Below are 17,583 nucleotides of genomic sequence, written 5' to 3'. Positions count from 1 at the left end.
AGGAACTACCACAGTTACCTCCAAAGTAGATGGTAACGATTCTTTAGTGACGGTTTCTAGCAATTCAAACAGCAAAACCGGTGATAAGTTCCTTATCTACTGCAAATTTATGAATCTGATGTAGATGTCAATGGGTTAGCCTCTCTGATCAGGCCGTCGGGCAACTCCCCTTCTGTACTGGCCACCACCGTACAGACGGTAGCATCACCGGTGACATTCACCACTGTCCTGAACATATCCAAGATCCTGTCAGGTGCCAAGATCAGCGCCAAACCTGCTGAGGGCACCCCTATCGATTCCAATACGATCAAAAGCATGATCAAGCCCGCACCGGGTACGCCTGCCGTGCCGATGGATGCCAGCGTAGCGGTCAGCACGATCATCAATTGCTGTGTAAGGCTAAGGTCCAGTCCCAATGCCTGGGCAATGAATACTGCCGCAACACCCTGATAAAGACAAGTCCCGTCCATATTGATCGTGGCGCCCAGGGGAAGGACAAAACTACTGACTTCCTCTGAAACACCGATCTCTTCTTCCACCTGCTTCATCGTTACCGGCAAGGTCGCAGAACTGGAGCTTGTAGAGAATGCCAATAACTGTGCTGGCCTAAGTGCTGAGAAGAAGTCCTTATATTTCACCTTGGTAAAGAGCTTCAGGATGGTCGGGTATACCAATACCACCATCAACAATAGCCCCGCCACCACCAGCAAGCTGTATTTTAATAAGGCAAACAACAGCTCTATCGCTGATTCCGGATTATCCCCGGCAATCTCCACAATTAGGGAAGCCATCAAGGCAAACACCCCATATGGAGCGATCAACATGATGTAGCCGACGATCTTGATGATGACATCGTTCAGCCCGTCAAAAAAGGCAATGACAGGACTCGCTTTAGACTTGGGGATCTCCAGCAAGGCAATCCCCATGATAATCGCAAAAAACACGATCTGAAGCATGCTGCCATTGTCAGAAGCAGCGAGGAAAACGTTTTCAGGGACCATCTCTACCAATGGTTTTAAAGGCGTCTGCTCTTGCAGTTCTGCGGCTTGGGAAGATTTATCTCCTACCACATCATCAAACTGCTCCATCAGCCTTTCCCTGGTCTCTATGGGTAAGCTTTTGCCCGGGGCAAAGACATTTACCAACACCAACCCAACGGTTACCGCAATGACAGTGGTCATCATATAAGCGCCGATGGTCTTACCACCAATTCTTCCCAACTTGGTAATATCCCCCAAATTGGACACCCCTACGATCAGTGAGGCCAGCACCAAAGGAACTGCGATCATTTTCAGCGCATTGATAAAAATAGTGCCAATGGGCTTGATATAATCCATTGTAAAATCCGGAGACATCTGCGTCTTGATCACGATCAAACCAAACACCAACCCTAAAACCAGGCCAATGATGATTTGCGTGTGAAGGGGTATCTTTTTTAGCATACTATTTGGGTTAAATTCCTAAACATCCAATTTATTCAATCGCTTTAACAATAAGAAGTCCGCTAGGACCAAAGCGGCCATTGCTTCCACGATTGGTACTGCCCTGGGAACCACACATGGATCATGACGACCTTTGCCGGAAACCGTCACCTGATCTCCTGCCTGGTTTACACTATCCTGATCCTTCATGATGGTGGCCACTGGCTTAAACGCCACACGGAAATAAATATCTTCTCCGTTGGAGATACCACCCTGGATACCTCCTGAGTGATTAGTCTTTGTTCTTACGTTATTGCCTTCCATGTAAAAAGCATCATTGTGCTCAGAACCGAGCATGGTCACCCCTTCGAATCCGCTACCATATTCAAAGCCTTTCACCGCATTGATGCTCAGCATCGCCTTGCCAAGCTCCGCATGTAGGCGGTCAAACACTGGCTCACCAAGTCCTACAGGAACTTTCTTCGCCACACAGCTGACCACACCACCGACAGTATCCCTGTTTTTTCTGATCTCATCTATATAGTCAATCATGTCCTGCGCAACCTCCGGATCAGGACAGCGAACAATGTTCTTTTCTATTTCAGCAAAATCCAGATCTTGATAAGGCTTCTCCAATTTGATTTGACCTGCCTGTGAAACATAGGCATTGATTTCTACCCCTATATGCTTCAGGAAAAGCTTTGCGACGGCACCTGCTGCCACACGGGCGGCGGTCTCACGGGCACTACTTCTGCCCCCTCCACGGTAATCGCGGACACCGAATTTTTCCTGATAGGTATAGTCCGCGTGGGATGGCCGATATTTATCGGCTATATGGGAGTAGTCCTTGCTTTTTTGATCGGTGTTCATGATCACGATGGCAATAGGCGTCCCTGTGCTTTTTCCTTCAAAAACACCGGAAAGAATCTGGCATTCATCTTCCTCTTTCCGCTGGGTGGTAATTTTGGATTGGCCAGGCTTCCTGCGCTGTAGCTCCTGTCTGAGGAACTCCTCATCAATCGGCAAACCTGCCGGACAGCCATCTATAATCACTCCTAGCCCCTTTCCATGCGATTCGCCGAAAGTGCTTATCTTAAATACTTTTCCAAATGAATTACCCATTACCTCTTTTTAATAATCAATACGACCAGCAAAACCACTGCTCCGGCCAATAGTATGTTGATAAAAGCCGAAAAATAATACTTATATCGTTCGTTTAAAAGCTTATTGTCTTCAAGTTCTATTAAATCATAAATCCCGCCGAGTCTGGTGCTCGAAATGGACTGGTTGATTTTGCTCTCTCCCACCACGTTCAAAACCGCCTTGGGCCTTAACGTATCGTATGCTGCCTTATCGGAGTTAAAATAAACCCACTCAAAGTGATCTGCCAATTTCACTTCTCCCGGCTCATTGATGGTGATGTAATACTCAAACTGCTTGATACCGGTCACGCGCCCGCGGCCTCTGTTGATCTGCTGGCGTTCGTTTGGATCGTAGGTGTTGAGCTTTTGGATATTTTTCTTTTTGGGAGCCTTGATGGTACTGATATTCCCTTCACCGGTAATCCCAAAATCATAGGTCACCCCTTCCCCTGTTTCCACTTTCTTGGTTTCAAAGTTTTCGCGTAGCCTGTACACCCCTACACTTACCTCGTTTTTAAGTGGATGGGGAGGCAGCGGTTTGACATAAACCGTCTTGCCTGGAGCATGGAAAGTCTTGAAATCCTGCTGGCGATTATTACCAAAGAAGGTAGGGTTCTTGGCGACCTTATATTTGATCATTTCCCAATCGATGGAAGGCAAGTTTACCTCCCCCTCATTAAAAGGATAATAGGTCGATTCATACACTTTAAAGCGTGTCCAATTTTTCCCATCGATGGTCACTCGCTCTGGCTGGATATTGGTGATATTGAAATTTTCTTCCCAGGCGTTGGTAGGCTTTATTTTGTTGACAATCTCTTCCAGTTGTTTGCCCGGTTCGTGAAAATCAAACGGTGCCTGGTTAGACTCCGACATGTAAAAGGCAAGGCTGACATTGAAGCCTTCTCCCACGTAAATACTGTCCTTATTGACGCTCATGGCAAAGAAAGCCTCATCATCAAGTTCAATAAACTCTTGTTCTTGCTGATCACCTCCACCGAAGAAATCATCAAAAGGATCCGTTCGCTGACGCTGGCTTTGCCGGGACTGCTTTGGCTCGGTCACCTTAATGATTTTGCCTTGGGCTTCCACCGCTTCACCATTGATCTGCACACTGAAATCCGACAGCGTAAACGCCCCTTTCTTAAGCGGTCTATAGTATTGGACAATGCTATTGGTGCTGCTCACCTGGCCATTGATCACGTTCATGGAAGAGGACTGGGACACCCCTTGCTTCTGGAATCCGGGGATCTCCGGAAACTGATCATAAGACTTTATTTTTTCATTAGAAATGGTTATTTTTACACTGAACGTTTCATTCAACCCTATTTCATCAGGACCCAGTTTCACTTTTATTTCCTGGGCATAGCCATAGGATAAAACCATCGTCCAGATGAATACTAGAGTAAAGTATAATTTCGTTCTTTTCATAGGTACCGAGATGCTTTAGGTTGCAAATTAACGAGTATATTTTAAACGCAACAAATTCAAAGTATTGTCGTATCAATTTTAGTATTGTTTAACTAACATAAAAATAGATGAGCCATGATAGAATATGTTAAAACCATTTTGCTCAAGGTGAGTTTTGACAAGAAACTTTTCGAGAAAGAGTTAAGAAAGGGCCTCAACATGCTGACGCCTAATGAGGTTCAGGAATTTAAAGATTGGTGTTATAAAACGTTTTCAAAAATTTACTTGGGAGTACTCAATAAATATTTCGTAAAACTCGCCTAAACATATCAGCCCCGCCCAGCGGGGCTTTTTTATTTTTGGAGTATTTCTGATAAATGAAAAAAATATGGTTCTATATGATTTACTATGGGTAAACTGAGCGCTAACGGAGATCAAGCAATATTTCTGGGGACGGGAGAAGATTTATATTCATTTGGTATGTCGCCACGAAGTCGCCAAGACACGAAGTGTTTTGTAGGCGGATTCCAAATTTCATGGAAAACAAACAGCTTTGGGTCTTAGAATCTTTGTGACAAAAAAACAAAAAGTAAATCCTATTAAAATAAAGGGATTCATGCCCTCAACTTTTTCGCTTGCCTCCTTTTTAGCTCATTTTGAGGGCCAAGCAATATTTCTGGAAGATGAGAGATTTCCAGGTAGTTTTGGTAAGCATATTTCTCTTTAATGTAGCAATAGGAATGTGTAGATTATAAAATCAATATAAATCCGTCATCGCGAACGGAGTGAAGCGATCCCGTATCTGAAAACGAGATTGCCGCGTTCCCGATAGCTCGGGACAGGCTATACTTCCTCGCTATGACGTTTTTGATGCTAATTATGAGTCGAACTCAGGTTTATACGCCATGGAAAGAGGATTTGTCCAATTTGGGAAAGAAGGACAAATTCTCCAAGAATATGAAATTCCGTATGCTCATAGTTTCTTATTTTTCTTTTCCTACCTGCACATTTTTCCTTCAAAAAAACGGTTATCGCTATCTCAAACCACTTACCAGTGACATTTTTGAAGATGGCATGGGAGAAAATTCTATAAAACACCCCTCCTTGAAACTTATGATACACTAAGCAGCCAACTCGAATCGACCATGAAATCCCCCAATAATTCCATTTATCGTGACGGGAAGAATCATGGTATATATATTCCTGTCATTCGAAAATTTAGGGATAAATGGTTCGTATCCCTTTGGCTAGAAAATGCTATTTATGTCTACCGCGAAGAGGGAAATGATTTGATAATGGACACTTCCTTTACGGTGCCAGTAAAAAAATGGTCAGCTACAAAAGTATCCCTATGTCAGAGAGCGAGCAGTTCTTTGACAAGAATGAACATATCCAACCTGGCCATATAAGTGATATCTTATTTACCAAGGATAACATTATCGTCGTTTATCGCAAAGGAATAACTGCTGCCCAAACCCAAAGCATCGGTACTAATGATCCTGAAAAAGAGTTAAAACTGAAGAAAATGGATCCATTTTTTGCAGCCATCTACAACCACTCCATGGACTTACTCAATCCTGGGGTTTCTTTTCCTAGGGAAATCCACTACCCTTCCGTGGTAAATCAGACAGGTGAAGTTATTGTCATGAAAGATCCTTCCCAGTCTGAAACAGAATACGACCAATTAATTCTTTATCATCTAAAAGTGCAAAAAGAATAGCGATTGATGAAGGCCAAAACCCCGTACATCAGCGTAACACTTTCACCAACTACCCCAAATCCTCCATCGTCAGCACCGGGATATCTTTTCCAGCCAAAGCGTTCAATTCCTTAAAATCCTCGATCGGATACTGGTATCCGGCTTCTGTAAGCGGCCATAGCAGTGGACTGAGATTGAGCACGGTAGCCTTGTAGCCCTGCATGATGGCGGCCATATTCCCTGTTCCCTTGGAGAGTCCAGCTTCATTTTCGATTTCAAAAGGCCCTGAAAAGCCTTTTTCTTGCAGCGTAGTGATAAATCGTCTCCAATCCATGCTGTCTCCTACACCAAAACCCGGTAAGGTGGCTTCATAATGGTGACGATCCCATTCATGCCCGGCGGTGGGCACACCAGCACGATCAGCCAGGGACTTGTCCACTAATTGGGTCGGGTACATATTGCCCCAGAAAGGATCGGCATTGTTTCGGGTAGACTTTACATGGATGCGCTTAACTCTATCCATGTCCGTATGGTTGATCACTTCTACGGGGTCGGTATGTTGCCACACATCGTGTGAAGGGTCATAAATCTCACCATGCGCCTTGCTGGGGATCATGGCATACATCAGCTTTCGCGCCGCCAGTACACCAGGGAGGTTATTGAAGGTCCCTGTATAGCCCGCGGGTCGCCAACCTTCCATGGGACAGTTTTCATATAACACCGTCACTCCCAAATCCTCCGCATACTTGATGATGGGACCGAAAACCTTGACGTACTCCTCCAGATTTTTCTCAAAACCATTCTCCTGATTGCCCAGTTCATGGTTATAGCCCACAAAAGTCCCCACTTTTACATCATTGGCATCTCCCCCCATCAGGTGTGCCATTCGGATAAGCTTCAGCAAATGGTTTTGGTTTTTTATCCGCTGGGCAGGATCGCCACCGATAAGGTTGTCAAAAGCCCCAATCGAGAGCCGCAGCTGGGCACGGTTAAATTTATCCACGATTTCCTTGGCAGTATCAAGGGTAAAATGATCATAATCCAAATGTGTCGCCACAAAATCATCCCGTGTGCCATCTTTTCGGAATACGCACACATCAAGTCCCTGAACTCCTGTTTCATTGGCCTTTTTGATCACTTCATCCAGACTAAGCTGATCAAATGCAGAAGTCATTATCCAAATAGGATTGGTCATGGTGTTATAGGTTTTAGGTTCAAAGATGGAAAAGGTTTAAAAGTTATAATGTTCTAAAGTTTGATAGAATTGTCGAACTGTAACAAGGGTCGGCGGTTCATTACACCATAACGTCTCCAATAAATTACCGTTCGACAATTCAACAATTCCCCAATTCTACAACATAGGAAACTGCGCTACCACTGCATCAATGAAATGTGAAGCGAATAGACAGGGCTATCTCATCACCCCACCAGCCTACGTCACTGGTAATGTTAAAGGCGGGCTTATAATCCAACGATAGGTTCACCGGCGCATCGACAAACTTATAGTCCAATCCGATGATTCCATCAATACCAAACACCGTATAGCTGTCATCATAATCCCGAAAAGGAGGGTCACTGCGATCGCCCCACGTACCGATATGGGCACCTCCTCCATAAAACCATTTTAGGCCCCTTACTTCACGGATATCCTTGTGTTTCTCATAAAGTCCGGTAATCATCAGTCCCTTCCATCGGGTGTGCAGCATTCCCTCTATCGCCTCATCGGAGGAAATAAAGTGCTTTACAGTCAAGCCATTGGAAACCCCTGCTCTTAAGCCGACACCAGTAGAATACGTCTGGGCTTCAGCTTGATTACTGACGACCATACACGCAACCATAAAAGCTGCAATAATTGCTTTCTTAAACATAGAAGAATAATTTAATAATAGATGGTTTAATTGAATTCTATAATTCCACTCGGCAAAATACAAATATCCAATGAAATGTCATGTGGTTCTGCCTCAATGGATATTTCAGGAACAAAATAAGATAAACCGACCTTAAACACCTCGGGCGATAAGCGAGATAAAAATCGGTCGTAAAATCCCTTTCCATATCCAATCCTATTCCCCTTCAAATCGCATACCAAAAGGGGGATAAAAACTATTTCTATCCACTTTTCCATTACCTCTTTCGCCTCTATGGGCACAGGAATCCCCCATTTATCATTGATATACTGGGTATTACTAAAAATTTCCACCGTCTTCATGCCCCCATTGACATGATCGGTGACAGAGGTATACACGTGCTTACCATCAGCCAACAATTCACGAACAATGGGAAACGTATTGATCTCTGTCAATTTGGAAATAGGCAGAAATATATGAAAATGCTGAAACCGCCGATGAGCTTTTACATAATCCAGTACCTGACCGGCTACCTGTGCATCCAGATCAGCTTTACGAACAGGACCTAATGCTTTCCTTTTCTGTTTATAGTATCTCCTAAGCCGGCCTTTTTCACTCATCCTGTTCCAAAATAATGTATTGGTAATCCAACGGGTCAAAAAGTGAATAGAGGCGCTCTATGAATTGCTCATCGGCAAGGTAAAATTCCATAAAATTGCACTTTCGCTCTTGAGGCGTACCTCCTGGGAATAGGATTTCTTTGACTTCCTTTATCCTTCGAAGGGCCACATCCATCTTCCTTTCCTCTCCTTGCCGCAGTTTCTTGCCAAAATGCTCCAACACTTTGAGTGCCCGCACTTTTGCTGCTTCTGCCGCCGGCTCCAAGGTCGGATCAATCGCTGCAGCATCGCCTCCCAATTGCTCAAAAACTGCCGCCAGTGCTTTCTTTTCCTCCACCAAATCCAAGTCAGCATGGGCGTGGGATTTTACATATGCTTTTTTTAAGTCGTCAAAAGACGCAAATAACTGCTCAGTGGACAGCTCTAGAGCTGCTGCTTTCCGCTGTGCCTTTACCGTTTTGATCAGGGCAAAATTCCGTGGCATCACCATTGGATAATCGACCTGATAATGATCAAAAACACCCTTCAACTGTAGCCAATAGGCCACTTCTGCAGGCCCTCCAAGGTAAGCGATGTTGGGCAAAATATACTCTTGATAAAGGGGGCGTAACACTACATTTGGGCTAAGTTTAGTAGGGTCATCGTCCACCAACTTCAGCAGCTCCTCGGCTGCAAAAACCTTCTCGGTATCCAGCACTTCAAATCCTGCTTCCGATTTCACGATCCGGCTGCGGACACCTTTGTCAAGATAGAAAAAATTGATTTCTCGAGGAAAAATCTGACTCTTATAACCCAAATCTTTCAATTTTTGCGTCTGTGCATTAACCAAGTCATTGGCTTTTCCCGAGACCAATTCTTTCTTGATGACTGGGGCAAAGAGTTCCTTCAGCTTTCGATCATGGCCATCCACGATCACCAGACCTTTGTCACCAAATAAGTAATTGACATACTGTCTCACTGCCTCGGCCAAGGTGGTGTTTTTACGATAAGCCTCCTTGAAAAATTCAGGCACGAAATTCACCTCCTTTAGCAGCTCCTCCATAGACTTATCCAATTCAAAATCCCCCACTGCTCCCCTTTGGGCAGTCTTCCAGCTGTATTGCTTTCCATCGTAATGGAAGTAATTGATCTCTTCGAAATCATGGTCTTCCGACGCCATCCAATACACCGGCACAAAGCGGTATCCAGGATAAGCTTCTCCCAATTGCCTGGCAAGGTTAATCGTAGACACAATCTTGTAAATAAAGTACAGCGGACCGGTAAAAAGGTTGAGCTGGTGCCCTGTGGTCACCGTAAAAGTCTTGCCATTTTCCAATGCGGCGACATTTTCCGCCACCTTCTCACTTATTTCGACCCCCTCGTACTGCTCTTTCAATGCCTTCGCTAGCACCGCTCGCTTGGAAGAATCAAATTGCCTGTTTTGGATTACTGACCCGAAATTCTCCAACTTCGGAAAAGCATTGTAGAAAGGTGCAAGCTTCTCTTGCTGCCGAATATAGTCGATAAACAATGGTGAAAACTGCCCGGTACACTCGGGCTCTACAGTAGATTTCAACATAAATTTTGAAGGTTTTTGATGCGCTGAAAAAGGGCTTTAGGTGGTTAAACTGATATAAGCCCCTTAAAGTTCGGGATTTTTTTCTTGAAAACCGGAATCTTACAGCCGCAGTTTAATTTGATCAAAAATTATGTAACCCATCCTTCTCCCCCTCTTGTAACTTTGTATCCGAAGATGTGAATTCCAAAAATATATTTAGAACATTATAAAATGAGCAATAAAATAGAATGGCCTGTGACAGGGATGACCTGTGCAGGCTGCGCCAATACCGTAGAAAAGACATTGAACAAGCAAAAGGGCGTAAAAAAGGCCAGTGTCAACTTTGCCAATCATACCGCACTTCTGGAATTGGAGGGAAATTTCGATCCAAGCCTCCTCCAAAAATCTGTGCGTGATGCTGGCTACGACCTCCTGATTCAGCAAAACGAGGAAGAAGATCCTGAAGTCCTTCAACGGGAAGCGTATCAAAAGCTCCGAAAAAACACCTTTGCTGCAGGCGGGTTGGTCGTTCCGGTATTCGTCATTGGTATGTTTATCCCCACTATTCCCTATGCCAATATGATCATGTGGCTGTTGACCACTCCCGTACTCTTCGTATTTGGCAGACAGTTTTTTACCAACGCGCTTCGCCAGGCCAAACACGGCGCGGCCAATATGGACACCTTGGTAGCCATCAGTACTGGCGTGGCCTATCTTTACAGCACGTTCAATACATTTTTTCCAGAATGGCTGGCACAAAGGGGAATTGAACCGCATGTGTACTTTGAAGCAGCTGGGGTCATTATTTTTCTGATTCTGTTGGGCAGAATGTTGGAATCAGGAGCCAAAGCGGGCACCACTGAAGCCCTCAAAAAGCTAATAGGTCTACAGCCCAGCGAAGTCACCATTCTTGCCAATGGCCAAGAACAGACCAAAAAGGCTAGCGAAGTAGTTCCAGGCGAAATGGTCCTGGTAAAACCTGGCCAGAAAATCCCATTGGACGGGAAGATTACGGACGGCAGTAGTTTTGTAGACGAAAGTATGCTTACAGGAGAACCTCTTCCGGCAGAAAAAGAGCGGGGATCAAAGGTATTTGCAGGCACGATCAACCAGCAGGGCAGCTTTGTCTTTGTCGTGGAGCAGGCAGGTCACGAGACCGTCCTTTCGCAGATTATCCAAAAGATCAAAGAAGCCCAAGGCTCCAAAGCTCCTGTCCAGGGACTGGTGGATAAAATCACGGCCGTATTTGTGCCAGTGGTCATTGCCATTGCACTGCTCTCGCTTGTGGTTTGGGGATTTAGCGGTGCAGACAGCCCTTGGTTACATGGAATGCTGGCATTTATCACTGTCTTGGTCATTGCGTGCCCTTGTGCCCTTGGACTGGCCACCCCCACGGCTATCATGGCCGGTATTGGCAAAGGAGCGTCCCTGGGAATGCTCATCAAGGATGCCGAAAGCCTCCAGGCAGGTCAAGCCGTGGACACCATCATCTTGGACAAAACCGGCACCATCACCTCCGGCAAACCGGAAGTGAAAGCACTTCAATTCAGCCCTGACATTATCCAGCCACAAAAGGAACGGGAAGTGCTCTTGGCCATGGAAGCCAAAAGTGAACACCCGCTGGCAATGGCCGTAACCCAACACCTAAAAGGAGATGAAAAAGCCTCTATCGACCAATTTCAGTCCCATACCGGCAATGGCGTTACTGCTATTGTTGGAGGAACTTCTTATGCAATCGGTAAAAAAAGCTGGTTGCTCGAAAATGGATTCAAACCCGACCCGTCACTCACGGAAGCTGAAGAAAATGGCCTTTCCAATGGGGAAATTGTCATCCACATGGCAAAAGGAGATAAGCTCATTGCCGTCATCCGCATTACCGACCAACTCAAACCTGGCTCGGAAGCCGCCATATCCGAGCTCCAAGAAATGGGATTGGATGTACACATGCTTACCGGAGACCAGGCAAAGACAGCTGCCATAATTGCCAAAGCGGTGAATATCAAACACTATAAAGCAGGCTTACTCCCATCCGAAAAAGCCGATTATATCCGCGCTTTGCAATCTGCCGGACACAAGGTAGCCATGATCGGAGACGGCATCAATGACAGTGAAGCACTCGCCATTGCCGACCTCAGCATTGCCATGGGCAAAGGAACAGACATCGCCATGGACGTGGCAAAAGTGACTCTTCTACATGGTGACCTGAGACAAGTGCCCGAGATGCTTACACTCACCAAAAAGACGGTCAAAACCATTCGTCAAAACCTATTCTGGGCATTTATTTATAACACCATCGGTATCCCTGTGGCCGCAGGAGTACTCTATCCTGCATTCGGTTTCTTGCTGAACCCCATGATCGCTGGTGCCGCCATGGCACTGAGCTCTGTCTCTGTGGTCACCAACAGCCTACGACTGAAAAAGGGATGATTAGTAGAGCGCTGTCTGGCGTGGGATGCTGTCGAATCGTAGGTCTGTACTTGCTATTGACAGTACTATCCAACATTTAACATTTTAACTTTAAACCGTATAATTTCATGATCAAACTAAAAACGAATATCAAATGCGCAGGATGCATCGAAGCCATCACCCCAAAATTGGATGCCCTTCCAAACAGTGAATGGAAAGTAGATCTCGATGACCCACAAAAAAAACTAACCGTTACGGGCAATGCTACTGAAGCCCAGGTAAAAGCTGCCCTGAAAGCGGCAGGCTACCAAGGTGAGGCGATTTAGGGCATTGAAGCACTAATGTTCGGGGAATTTCTTAGATTTGTTACAGCCAACGGCTAATAGAAATATATTAGCCGTTGTTTTGCTATTTGTATAAACTCATTCACAAGCATTTTCAAAAAGCAGTCTAGGAGACTATTTAAGTCGTAGATATTTTTGGAAATCCGCAATACAAATCGATGATTAATTACGAACATTACGTATTAGATAATGGCCTACAGGTACTGATCCATCCAGATCACAGCACCAAGATGGCCGTCACTAATATCATCTATAAGGTAGGTTCTCGCAACGAAGTCTCTGGAAAAACAGGCCTTGCCCATTATTTCGAGCACCTGATGTTTGGAGGGTCCAAGAATGTTCCCAAATTTGACAGTGCCCTGGAGCGTGTGGGAGGGGAATGCAATGCCTTCACCAATACCGACATCACCAATTACTACATCACCTTGCCGGCGAACAATATCGAAACGGCCTTCTGGCTGGAATCGGACCGGATGTTACAGCTAAACCTAAGCAAGAAGACCATCGAAACCCAGCGAAAAGTGGTCATTGAGGAGTTTAAGCAGCGGTACCTGAATCAGCCATATGGTGATGCCATGCACCTGATGAGGGGCCTTTGCTATGACTTACATCCTTACCAATGGCCCACCATTGGCAAGGATATCAAAGACATCGAGGGATTTGATGAAGAAGATATCAGGTCTTTTTATCAATACCATTATGCACCAAACAATGCCATTCTTGTGGTCGCTGGTGATGTAAAAGAAACAGAAGTGCTAGAGATGGCAAAAAAATGGTTTGGCCCTATTCCTCCAGTCAAAACATCGCCGGTCGCCATTTCGGAAGAACCTAAGCAAACCCAAAAAAGAAGCCTTTTCCATTCTGCAGATGTCCCTACTGATGCATTATACAAAGCCTATCACATGCCCGGACGAATGCAAAAAGGCTACCTCGAATGTGACTTGATTACTGATATTCTAGGTTTTGGCAGATCTTCCCTACTGGAGCAAAAACTGGTCAAAAACACCGGTATCTTTGCTTCCTGCAACGGTTATATTTTAGGAGCCTTGGATCCCGGGCTTATGATCTTTTCTGCCAAAATGGAAAAAGGAAAAACGGCAGAGGAGGCCGAAAAGGTCTTGGATGAAGTGGTCCACGAATTCATTGAAAACACCATATCCCAAGAAATCCTCAACAAAGTAAAAAACCAGGCGGAAGCCATGAAAACCTATGAATCCATTCAGCTGATCAATAGGGCCATGACCCTTGCCTATTATACCCAACTGGGATCACCGGATATCTACCAGATAGAATATGACCAAAAAACAGCCATCGCTGCTGACCAAATTTCCGACATGGCACGCACCACTATCAAAGAATCCAATGCTTCTGTGCTATATTATAAAAGCAATAAGCAGTAGGCAGATGCCAACAGTTTTCAGTCTCCAGAATCTACATGAGCCGCCAAGACACTAAGGCTTCACCTTTAAAAGTTTAGCGATTCATTGCGTCTTCGAGAATCTTTGTGGCTTACTATTAATCAGCTATTAAAATAGTGAAGGGACCGGAAAGCCGACTAGCTGAATTTACCCCTATCGTGTCCTATGAACCTCAGTTCGACCATGAATTCGATGTCAATCCGTTACCAAGCTAGCCCACCTAACGGCGGGGCAGACCAATTGGCGTTGATTACCACTTAATAGAAAAGATCGAACACTCTATGAAGACCGTAATTTAACACGTATTGAGCTAAAAACTCAATGCTCATTTTTCCGCAGTACAGCTGCCGGAACAACAGGTGGCCTGCTTTTTTTTGCCACGAAGGCTCGAAGTCACAAAGTAGATTTGTTGGGAAGTGTCGCGCAGTCTGCTCCTTTGTTTCTCCAAAAAAACTTAGTGCCTTGGTGACTTTGCGGCTTACCCATATCTTACTCGTTACCAAGCTAGCCCACCTAACGGCGGGGCAGACCAATTGGCGTTGATTACCACTTAATAGAAAAGATCGAACACTCTATGCTGCCCATACTTTAACACGTGTTGAGCTAAAAACTCAATGCTCATTTTTCCGCAGTACAGCTGTCGGAACAACAGGAGGCCTGATTTTTTTGCCACGAAGGCTCGAAGTCACAAAGTAGATTGGTTGGGAAGTGTGGTGCAGTCTGCTCCTTTGTATTCCAAAAAAACTTAGTGCCTTGGTGACTTTGCGGCTTACCCATATCTTACTCGTTACCAAGCTAGCCCACCTAACGGCGGGGCAGACCAATTGGCGTCGATTACCTCTTAATAGAAAAGATCGAACACTCTATGCTGCCCATACTTTAACACGTGTTGAGCTAAAAACTCACTGCTCATTTTTCCGCAGTACAGCTGCCGGAACAACAGGTGGCCTGCTTGTTTTGCCACGAAGGCTCGAAGTCACAAAGTGAATTGGTTGGGAAGTGTCGTGCAGTCTGCTCCTTTGTATTCCAAAAAAACTTAGTGCCTTGGTGACTTTGTGGCTTACCCATATCTTACTCGTTACCAAGCTAGCCCACCTAACGGCAGGGCAGACCAATTGGCGTCGATTACCTCTTAATAGAAAAGATCGAACACTCTATGCTGCCCATACTTTAACACGTGTTGAGCTAAAAACTCACTGCTCATTTTTCCGCAGTACAGCTGCCGGAACAACAGGAGGCCTGCTTTTTTTGCCACGAAGGCTCGAAGTCACAAAGTAGATTTGTTGGGAAGTGTCGTGCAGTCTGCTCCTTTGTATTCCAAAAAAACTTAGTGCCTTGGTGACTTTGTGGCTTACCCATATCTTACTCGTTACCAAGCTAGCCCACCTAACGGCAGGGCAGACCAATTGGCGTCGATTACCTCTTAATAGAAAAGATCGAACACTCTATGCTGCCCATACTTTAACACGTGTTGAGCTAAAAACTCTATGCTCATTTTTCCGTAGCACAGCTGTCGGAACAACAGGAGGCCTGCTTTTTTTGCCACGAAGGCTCGAAGTCACAAAGTAGATTTGTTGGGAAGTGTCGTGCAGTCTGCTCCTTTGTATTCCAAAAAAACTTAGTGCCTTGGTGACTTTGTGGCTTACCCATATCTTACTCGTTACCAAGCTAGCCCACCTAACTGCGGGGGCAGACAAATTGGCGTTGATTACCACTTAATAGAAAAGATCGAACACTCTATGAAGACCGCAATTTGACAAGTATTGAGCTAAAAACTCACTGCTCATTTTTCCGCAGTACAGCTGCCGGAACAACAGGTGGCCTGCTTGTTTTGCCACGAAGGCTCGAAGTCACAAAGTAGATTTGTTGGGAAGTGTCGTGCACTCTGCTCCTTTGTATTCCAAAAAAAAACTTAGTGCCTTGGTGACTTTGTGGCTTACCCATATCTTACTCGTTACCAAGCTAGCCCACCTAACGGCGGGGCAGACCAATTGGCGTTGATTACCACTTAATAGAAAAGATCGAACACTCTATGCTGCCCATACTTTAACACGTGTTGAGCTAAAAACTCACTGCTCATTTTTCCGCAGTACAGCTGCCGGAACAACAGGAGGCCTGCTTTTTTTTGCCACGAAGGCTCGAAGTCACAAAGTAGATTGGTTGGGAAGTGTCGTGCAGTCTGCTCCTTTGTATTCCAAAAAAACTTAGTGCCTTGGTGACTTTGTGGCTTACCCATATCTTACTCGTTACCAAGCTAGCCCACCTAACTGCGGGGGCAGACAAATTGGCGTTGATTACCACTTAATAGAAAAGATCGAACACTCTATGAAGACCGTAATTTAACACGTATTGAGCTAAAAACTCACTGCTCATTTTTCCGCAGTACAGCTGCCGGAACAACAGGTGGCCTGCTTTTTTTTGCCACGAAGGCTCGAAGTCACAAAGTAGATTGGTTGGGAAGTGTCGCGCAGTCTGCTCCTTTGTTTCTCCAAAAAAACTTAGTGCCTTGGTGACTTTGTGGCTTACCCATATCTTACTCGTTACCAAGCTAGCCCACCTAACTGCGGGGGCAGACAAATTGGCGTTGATTACCACTTAATAGAAAAGATCGAACACTCTATGCTGCCCATACTTTAACACGTGTTGAGCTAAAAACTCAATGCTCATTTTTCCGCAGTACAGCTGCCGGAACAACAGGTGGCCTGCTTGTTTTGCCACGAAGGCTCGAAGTCACAAAGTAGATTTGTTGGGAAGTGTCACGCAGTCTGCTCCTTTGTTTCTCCAAAAAAACTTAGTGCCTTGGTGACTTTGTGGCTTACCCATATCTTACTCGTTACCAAGCTAGCCCACCTAACTGCGGGGGCAGACAAATTGGCGTTGATTACCACTTAATAGAAAAGATCGAACACTCTATGCTGCCCATACTTTAACACGTGTTGAGCTAAAAACTCACTGCTCATTTTTCCGCAGTACAGCCGTCGGAACAATATGTGGCCTGCTTTTTCGCCACGAAGGCTCGAAGTCACAAAGTAGATTTGTTGGGAAGTGTCGCGCAGTCTGCTCCTTTGTTTCTCCAAAAAAACTTAGTGCCTTGGTGACTTTGCGGCTTACCCATATCTTATTCCTTGGCTTTTAACACAAAATCCTTGTAGTTATAACTTCTTTGCTTTTCGGGTTAATTAAACATTCACACCTTCCCTGATTTACCATGCCAATCGTTTCGAAAATTTGGGCAAAATCCGTTATCTTCACCCCATGAATAAATTTAGAATTGGATTTGGTTATGATGTGCACCAGCTACAGGAAGGCTACGATTTTTGGCTGGGAGGGATTAAAATCGAACACAGCAAAGGAGCTGTAGGCCACTCTGATGCTGATGTCCTGATCCATGTAATCTGCGATGCCCTACTGGGGGCTGCCAATTTGAGGGACATTGGCCACCACTTCTCGGATCAGGACCCTGAATACAAAGGCATTGACAGTAAAATCCTATTGGCCGATGTAATGAAAATGATCCGTGAAAAAGGTTACGAAATCGGTAATCTGGACACCACCATCTGCCTCCAACTCCCAAAAGTAAACCCGCATATTGACACCATGAAGACCTGCCTGGCTGAAGTCATGGCCATCGCTGAGGATGATATCTCCATTAAGGCCACCACAACAGAGAAACTCGGTTTTGTGGGAAGACAGGAAGGGGTTTCTGCGTATTGTGTGGCACTTATCTATAAAAATAACTGAC

13 protein-coding genes are annotated in these 17,583 nt (G+C 45.1%); 6 read left to right on the top strand and 7 right to left on the bottom strand.

Translation table 11 applies throughout. From position 1 onward, the window contains the following. Positions 1–107 precede the first annotated feature (107 nt). The 3 genes from FKX85_RS07245 to FKX85_RS07235 are packed head-to-tail and all read right to left on the bottom strand — an operon-like array spanning position 108 to position 3,991. Entirely contained in the window at positions 108–1,442 is a 1,335-nt protein-coding gene (locus FKX85_RS07245) for a dicarboxylate/amino acid:cation symporter (protein ID WP_141614094.1), read from the bottom strand. Positions 1,443–1,460: 18 nt separating this feature from the next. Further along, on the bottom strand, positions 1,461–2,543 hold the full coding sequence (gene aroC / locus FKX85_RS07240) for a chorismate synthase (protein ID WP_141614093.1): 1,083 nt from the start codon (positions 2,541–2,543) through the stop codon (positions 1,461–1,463). Continuing rightward, complete coding sequence (locus tag FKX85_RS07235; RefSeq protein WP_141614092.1) at positions 2,543–3,991, bottom strand: BatD family protein; 1,449 nt, start codon at positions 3,989–3,991, stop codon at positions 2,543–2,545. Before FKX85_RS07235 ends, aroC begins: the two co-directional genes overlap by 1 nt. 114 nt (positions 3,992–4,105) lie before the next feature. On the opposite strand from FKX85_RS07235, the gene FKX85_RS07230 reads away from it, so the two are divergent. Both FKX85_RS07230 and FKX85_RS07225 read left to right on the top strand, forming a co-directional pair. Further along, positions 4,106–4,294: a hypothetical protein gene (locus FKX85_RS07230; protein ID WP_141614091.1), complete on the top strand. Its 189-nt coding sequence runs from the start codon at positions 4,106–4,108 to the stop codon at positions 4,292–4,294. A 1,003-nt stretch (positions 4,295–5,297) separates the two neighbouring features. Then, positions 5,298–5,690: a hypothetical protein gene (locus FKX85_RS07225; RefSeq protein WP_141614090.1), complete on the top strand. Its 393-nt coding sequence runs from the start codon at positions 5,298–5,300 to the stop codon at positions 5,688–5,690. Between the two features lie 49 nt (positions 5,691–5,739). Here FKX85_RS07225 and FKX85_RS07220 read toward each other — a convergent pair whose 3' ends face one another. From FKX85_RS07220 to bshC, 4 genes are all read right to left on the bottom strand, one after another. Continuing rightward, the gene (locus tag FKX85_RS07220; protein ID WP_141614089.1) at positions 5,740–6,864 is read right to left on the bottom strand and encodes a sugar phosphate isomerase/epimerase family protein; all 1,125 of its coding nucleotides are present in this window, start codon (positions 6,862–6,864) and stop codon (positions 5,740–5,742) included. Between the two features lie 187 nt (positions 6,865–7,051). After that, positions 7,052–7,537 carry a hypothetical protein gene (locus FKX85_RS07215; RefSeq protein ID WP_141614088.1) on the bottom strand — a complete coding sequence of 162 codons (486 nt, stop codon included), beginning with the start codon at positions 7,535–7,537 and terminating at the stop codon, positions 7,052–7,054. A gap of 26 nt (positions 7,538–7,563) precedes the next feature. Then, positions 7,564–8,136, bottom strand: coding sequence for a 5-formyltetrahydrofolate cyclo-ligase (locus FKX85_RS07210; RefSeq protein ID WP_141614087.1), 573 nt, complete (start codon positions 8,134–8,136; stop codon positions 7,564–7,566). Next, on the bottom strand, positions 8,129–9,694 hold the full coding sequence (bshC, locus tag FKX85_RS07205; RefSeq protein ID WP_141614086.1) for a bacillithiol biosynthesis cysteine-adding enzyme BshC: 1,566 nt from the start codon (positions 9,692–9,694) through the stop codon (positions 8,129–8,131). Before bshC ends, FKX85_RS07210 begins: the two co-directional genes overlap by 8 nt. A gap of 210 nt (positions 9,695–9,904) precedes the next feature. On the opposite strand from bshC, the gene FKX85_RS07200 reads away from it, so the two are divergent. The 4 genes from FKX85_RS07200 (at position 9,905) to ispF (ending at position 17,582) form a co-directional block, all read left to right on the top strand. Continuing rightward, positions 9,905–12,100, top strand: a complete 2,196-nt coding sequence (locus FKX85_RS07200) for a heavy metal translocating P-type ATPase (RefSeq protein ID WP_141614085.1) — start codon at positions 9,905–9,907, stop codon at positions 12,098–12,100. A gap of 107 nt (positions 12,101–12,207) precedes the next feature. Next, the gene (locus FKX85_RS07195; protein ID WP_141614084.1) at positions 12,208–12,405 is read left to right on the top strand and encodes a heavy-metal-associated domain-containing protein; all 198 of its coding nucleotides are present in this window, start codon (positions 12,208–12,210) and stop codon (positions 12,403–12,405) included. A 176-nt stretch (positions 12,406–12,581) separates the two neighbouring features. After that, positions 12,582–13,823: a M16 family metallopeptidase gene (locus FKX85_RS07190; protein WP_141614083.1), complete on the top strand. Its 1,242-nt coding sequence runs from the start codon at positions 12,582–12,584 to the stop codon at positions 13,821–13,823. 3,273 nt (positions 13,824–17,096) lie between these two features. Continuing rightward, the gene (ispF, locus tag FKX85_RS07185; RefSeq protein WP_141614082.1) at positions 17,097–17,582 is read left to right on the top strand and encodes a 2-C-methyl-D-erythritol 2,4-cyclodiphosphate synthase; all 486 of its coding nucleotides are present in this window, start codon (positions 17,097–17,099) and stop codon (positions 17,580–17,582) included. Position 17,583 lies beyond the last annotated feature (1 nt).

The organism is Echinicola soli (assembly GCF_006575665.1).
Lineage (GTDB): Bacteria > Bacteroidota > Bacteroidia > Cytophagales > Cyclobacteriaceae > Echinicola > Echinicola soli.
Note: the sequence above shows the minus strand (reverse complement) of the source record. Positions and strands in the feature narration are given on the sequence as shown.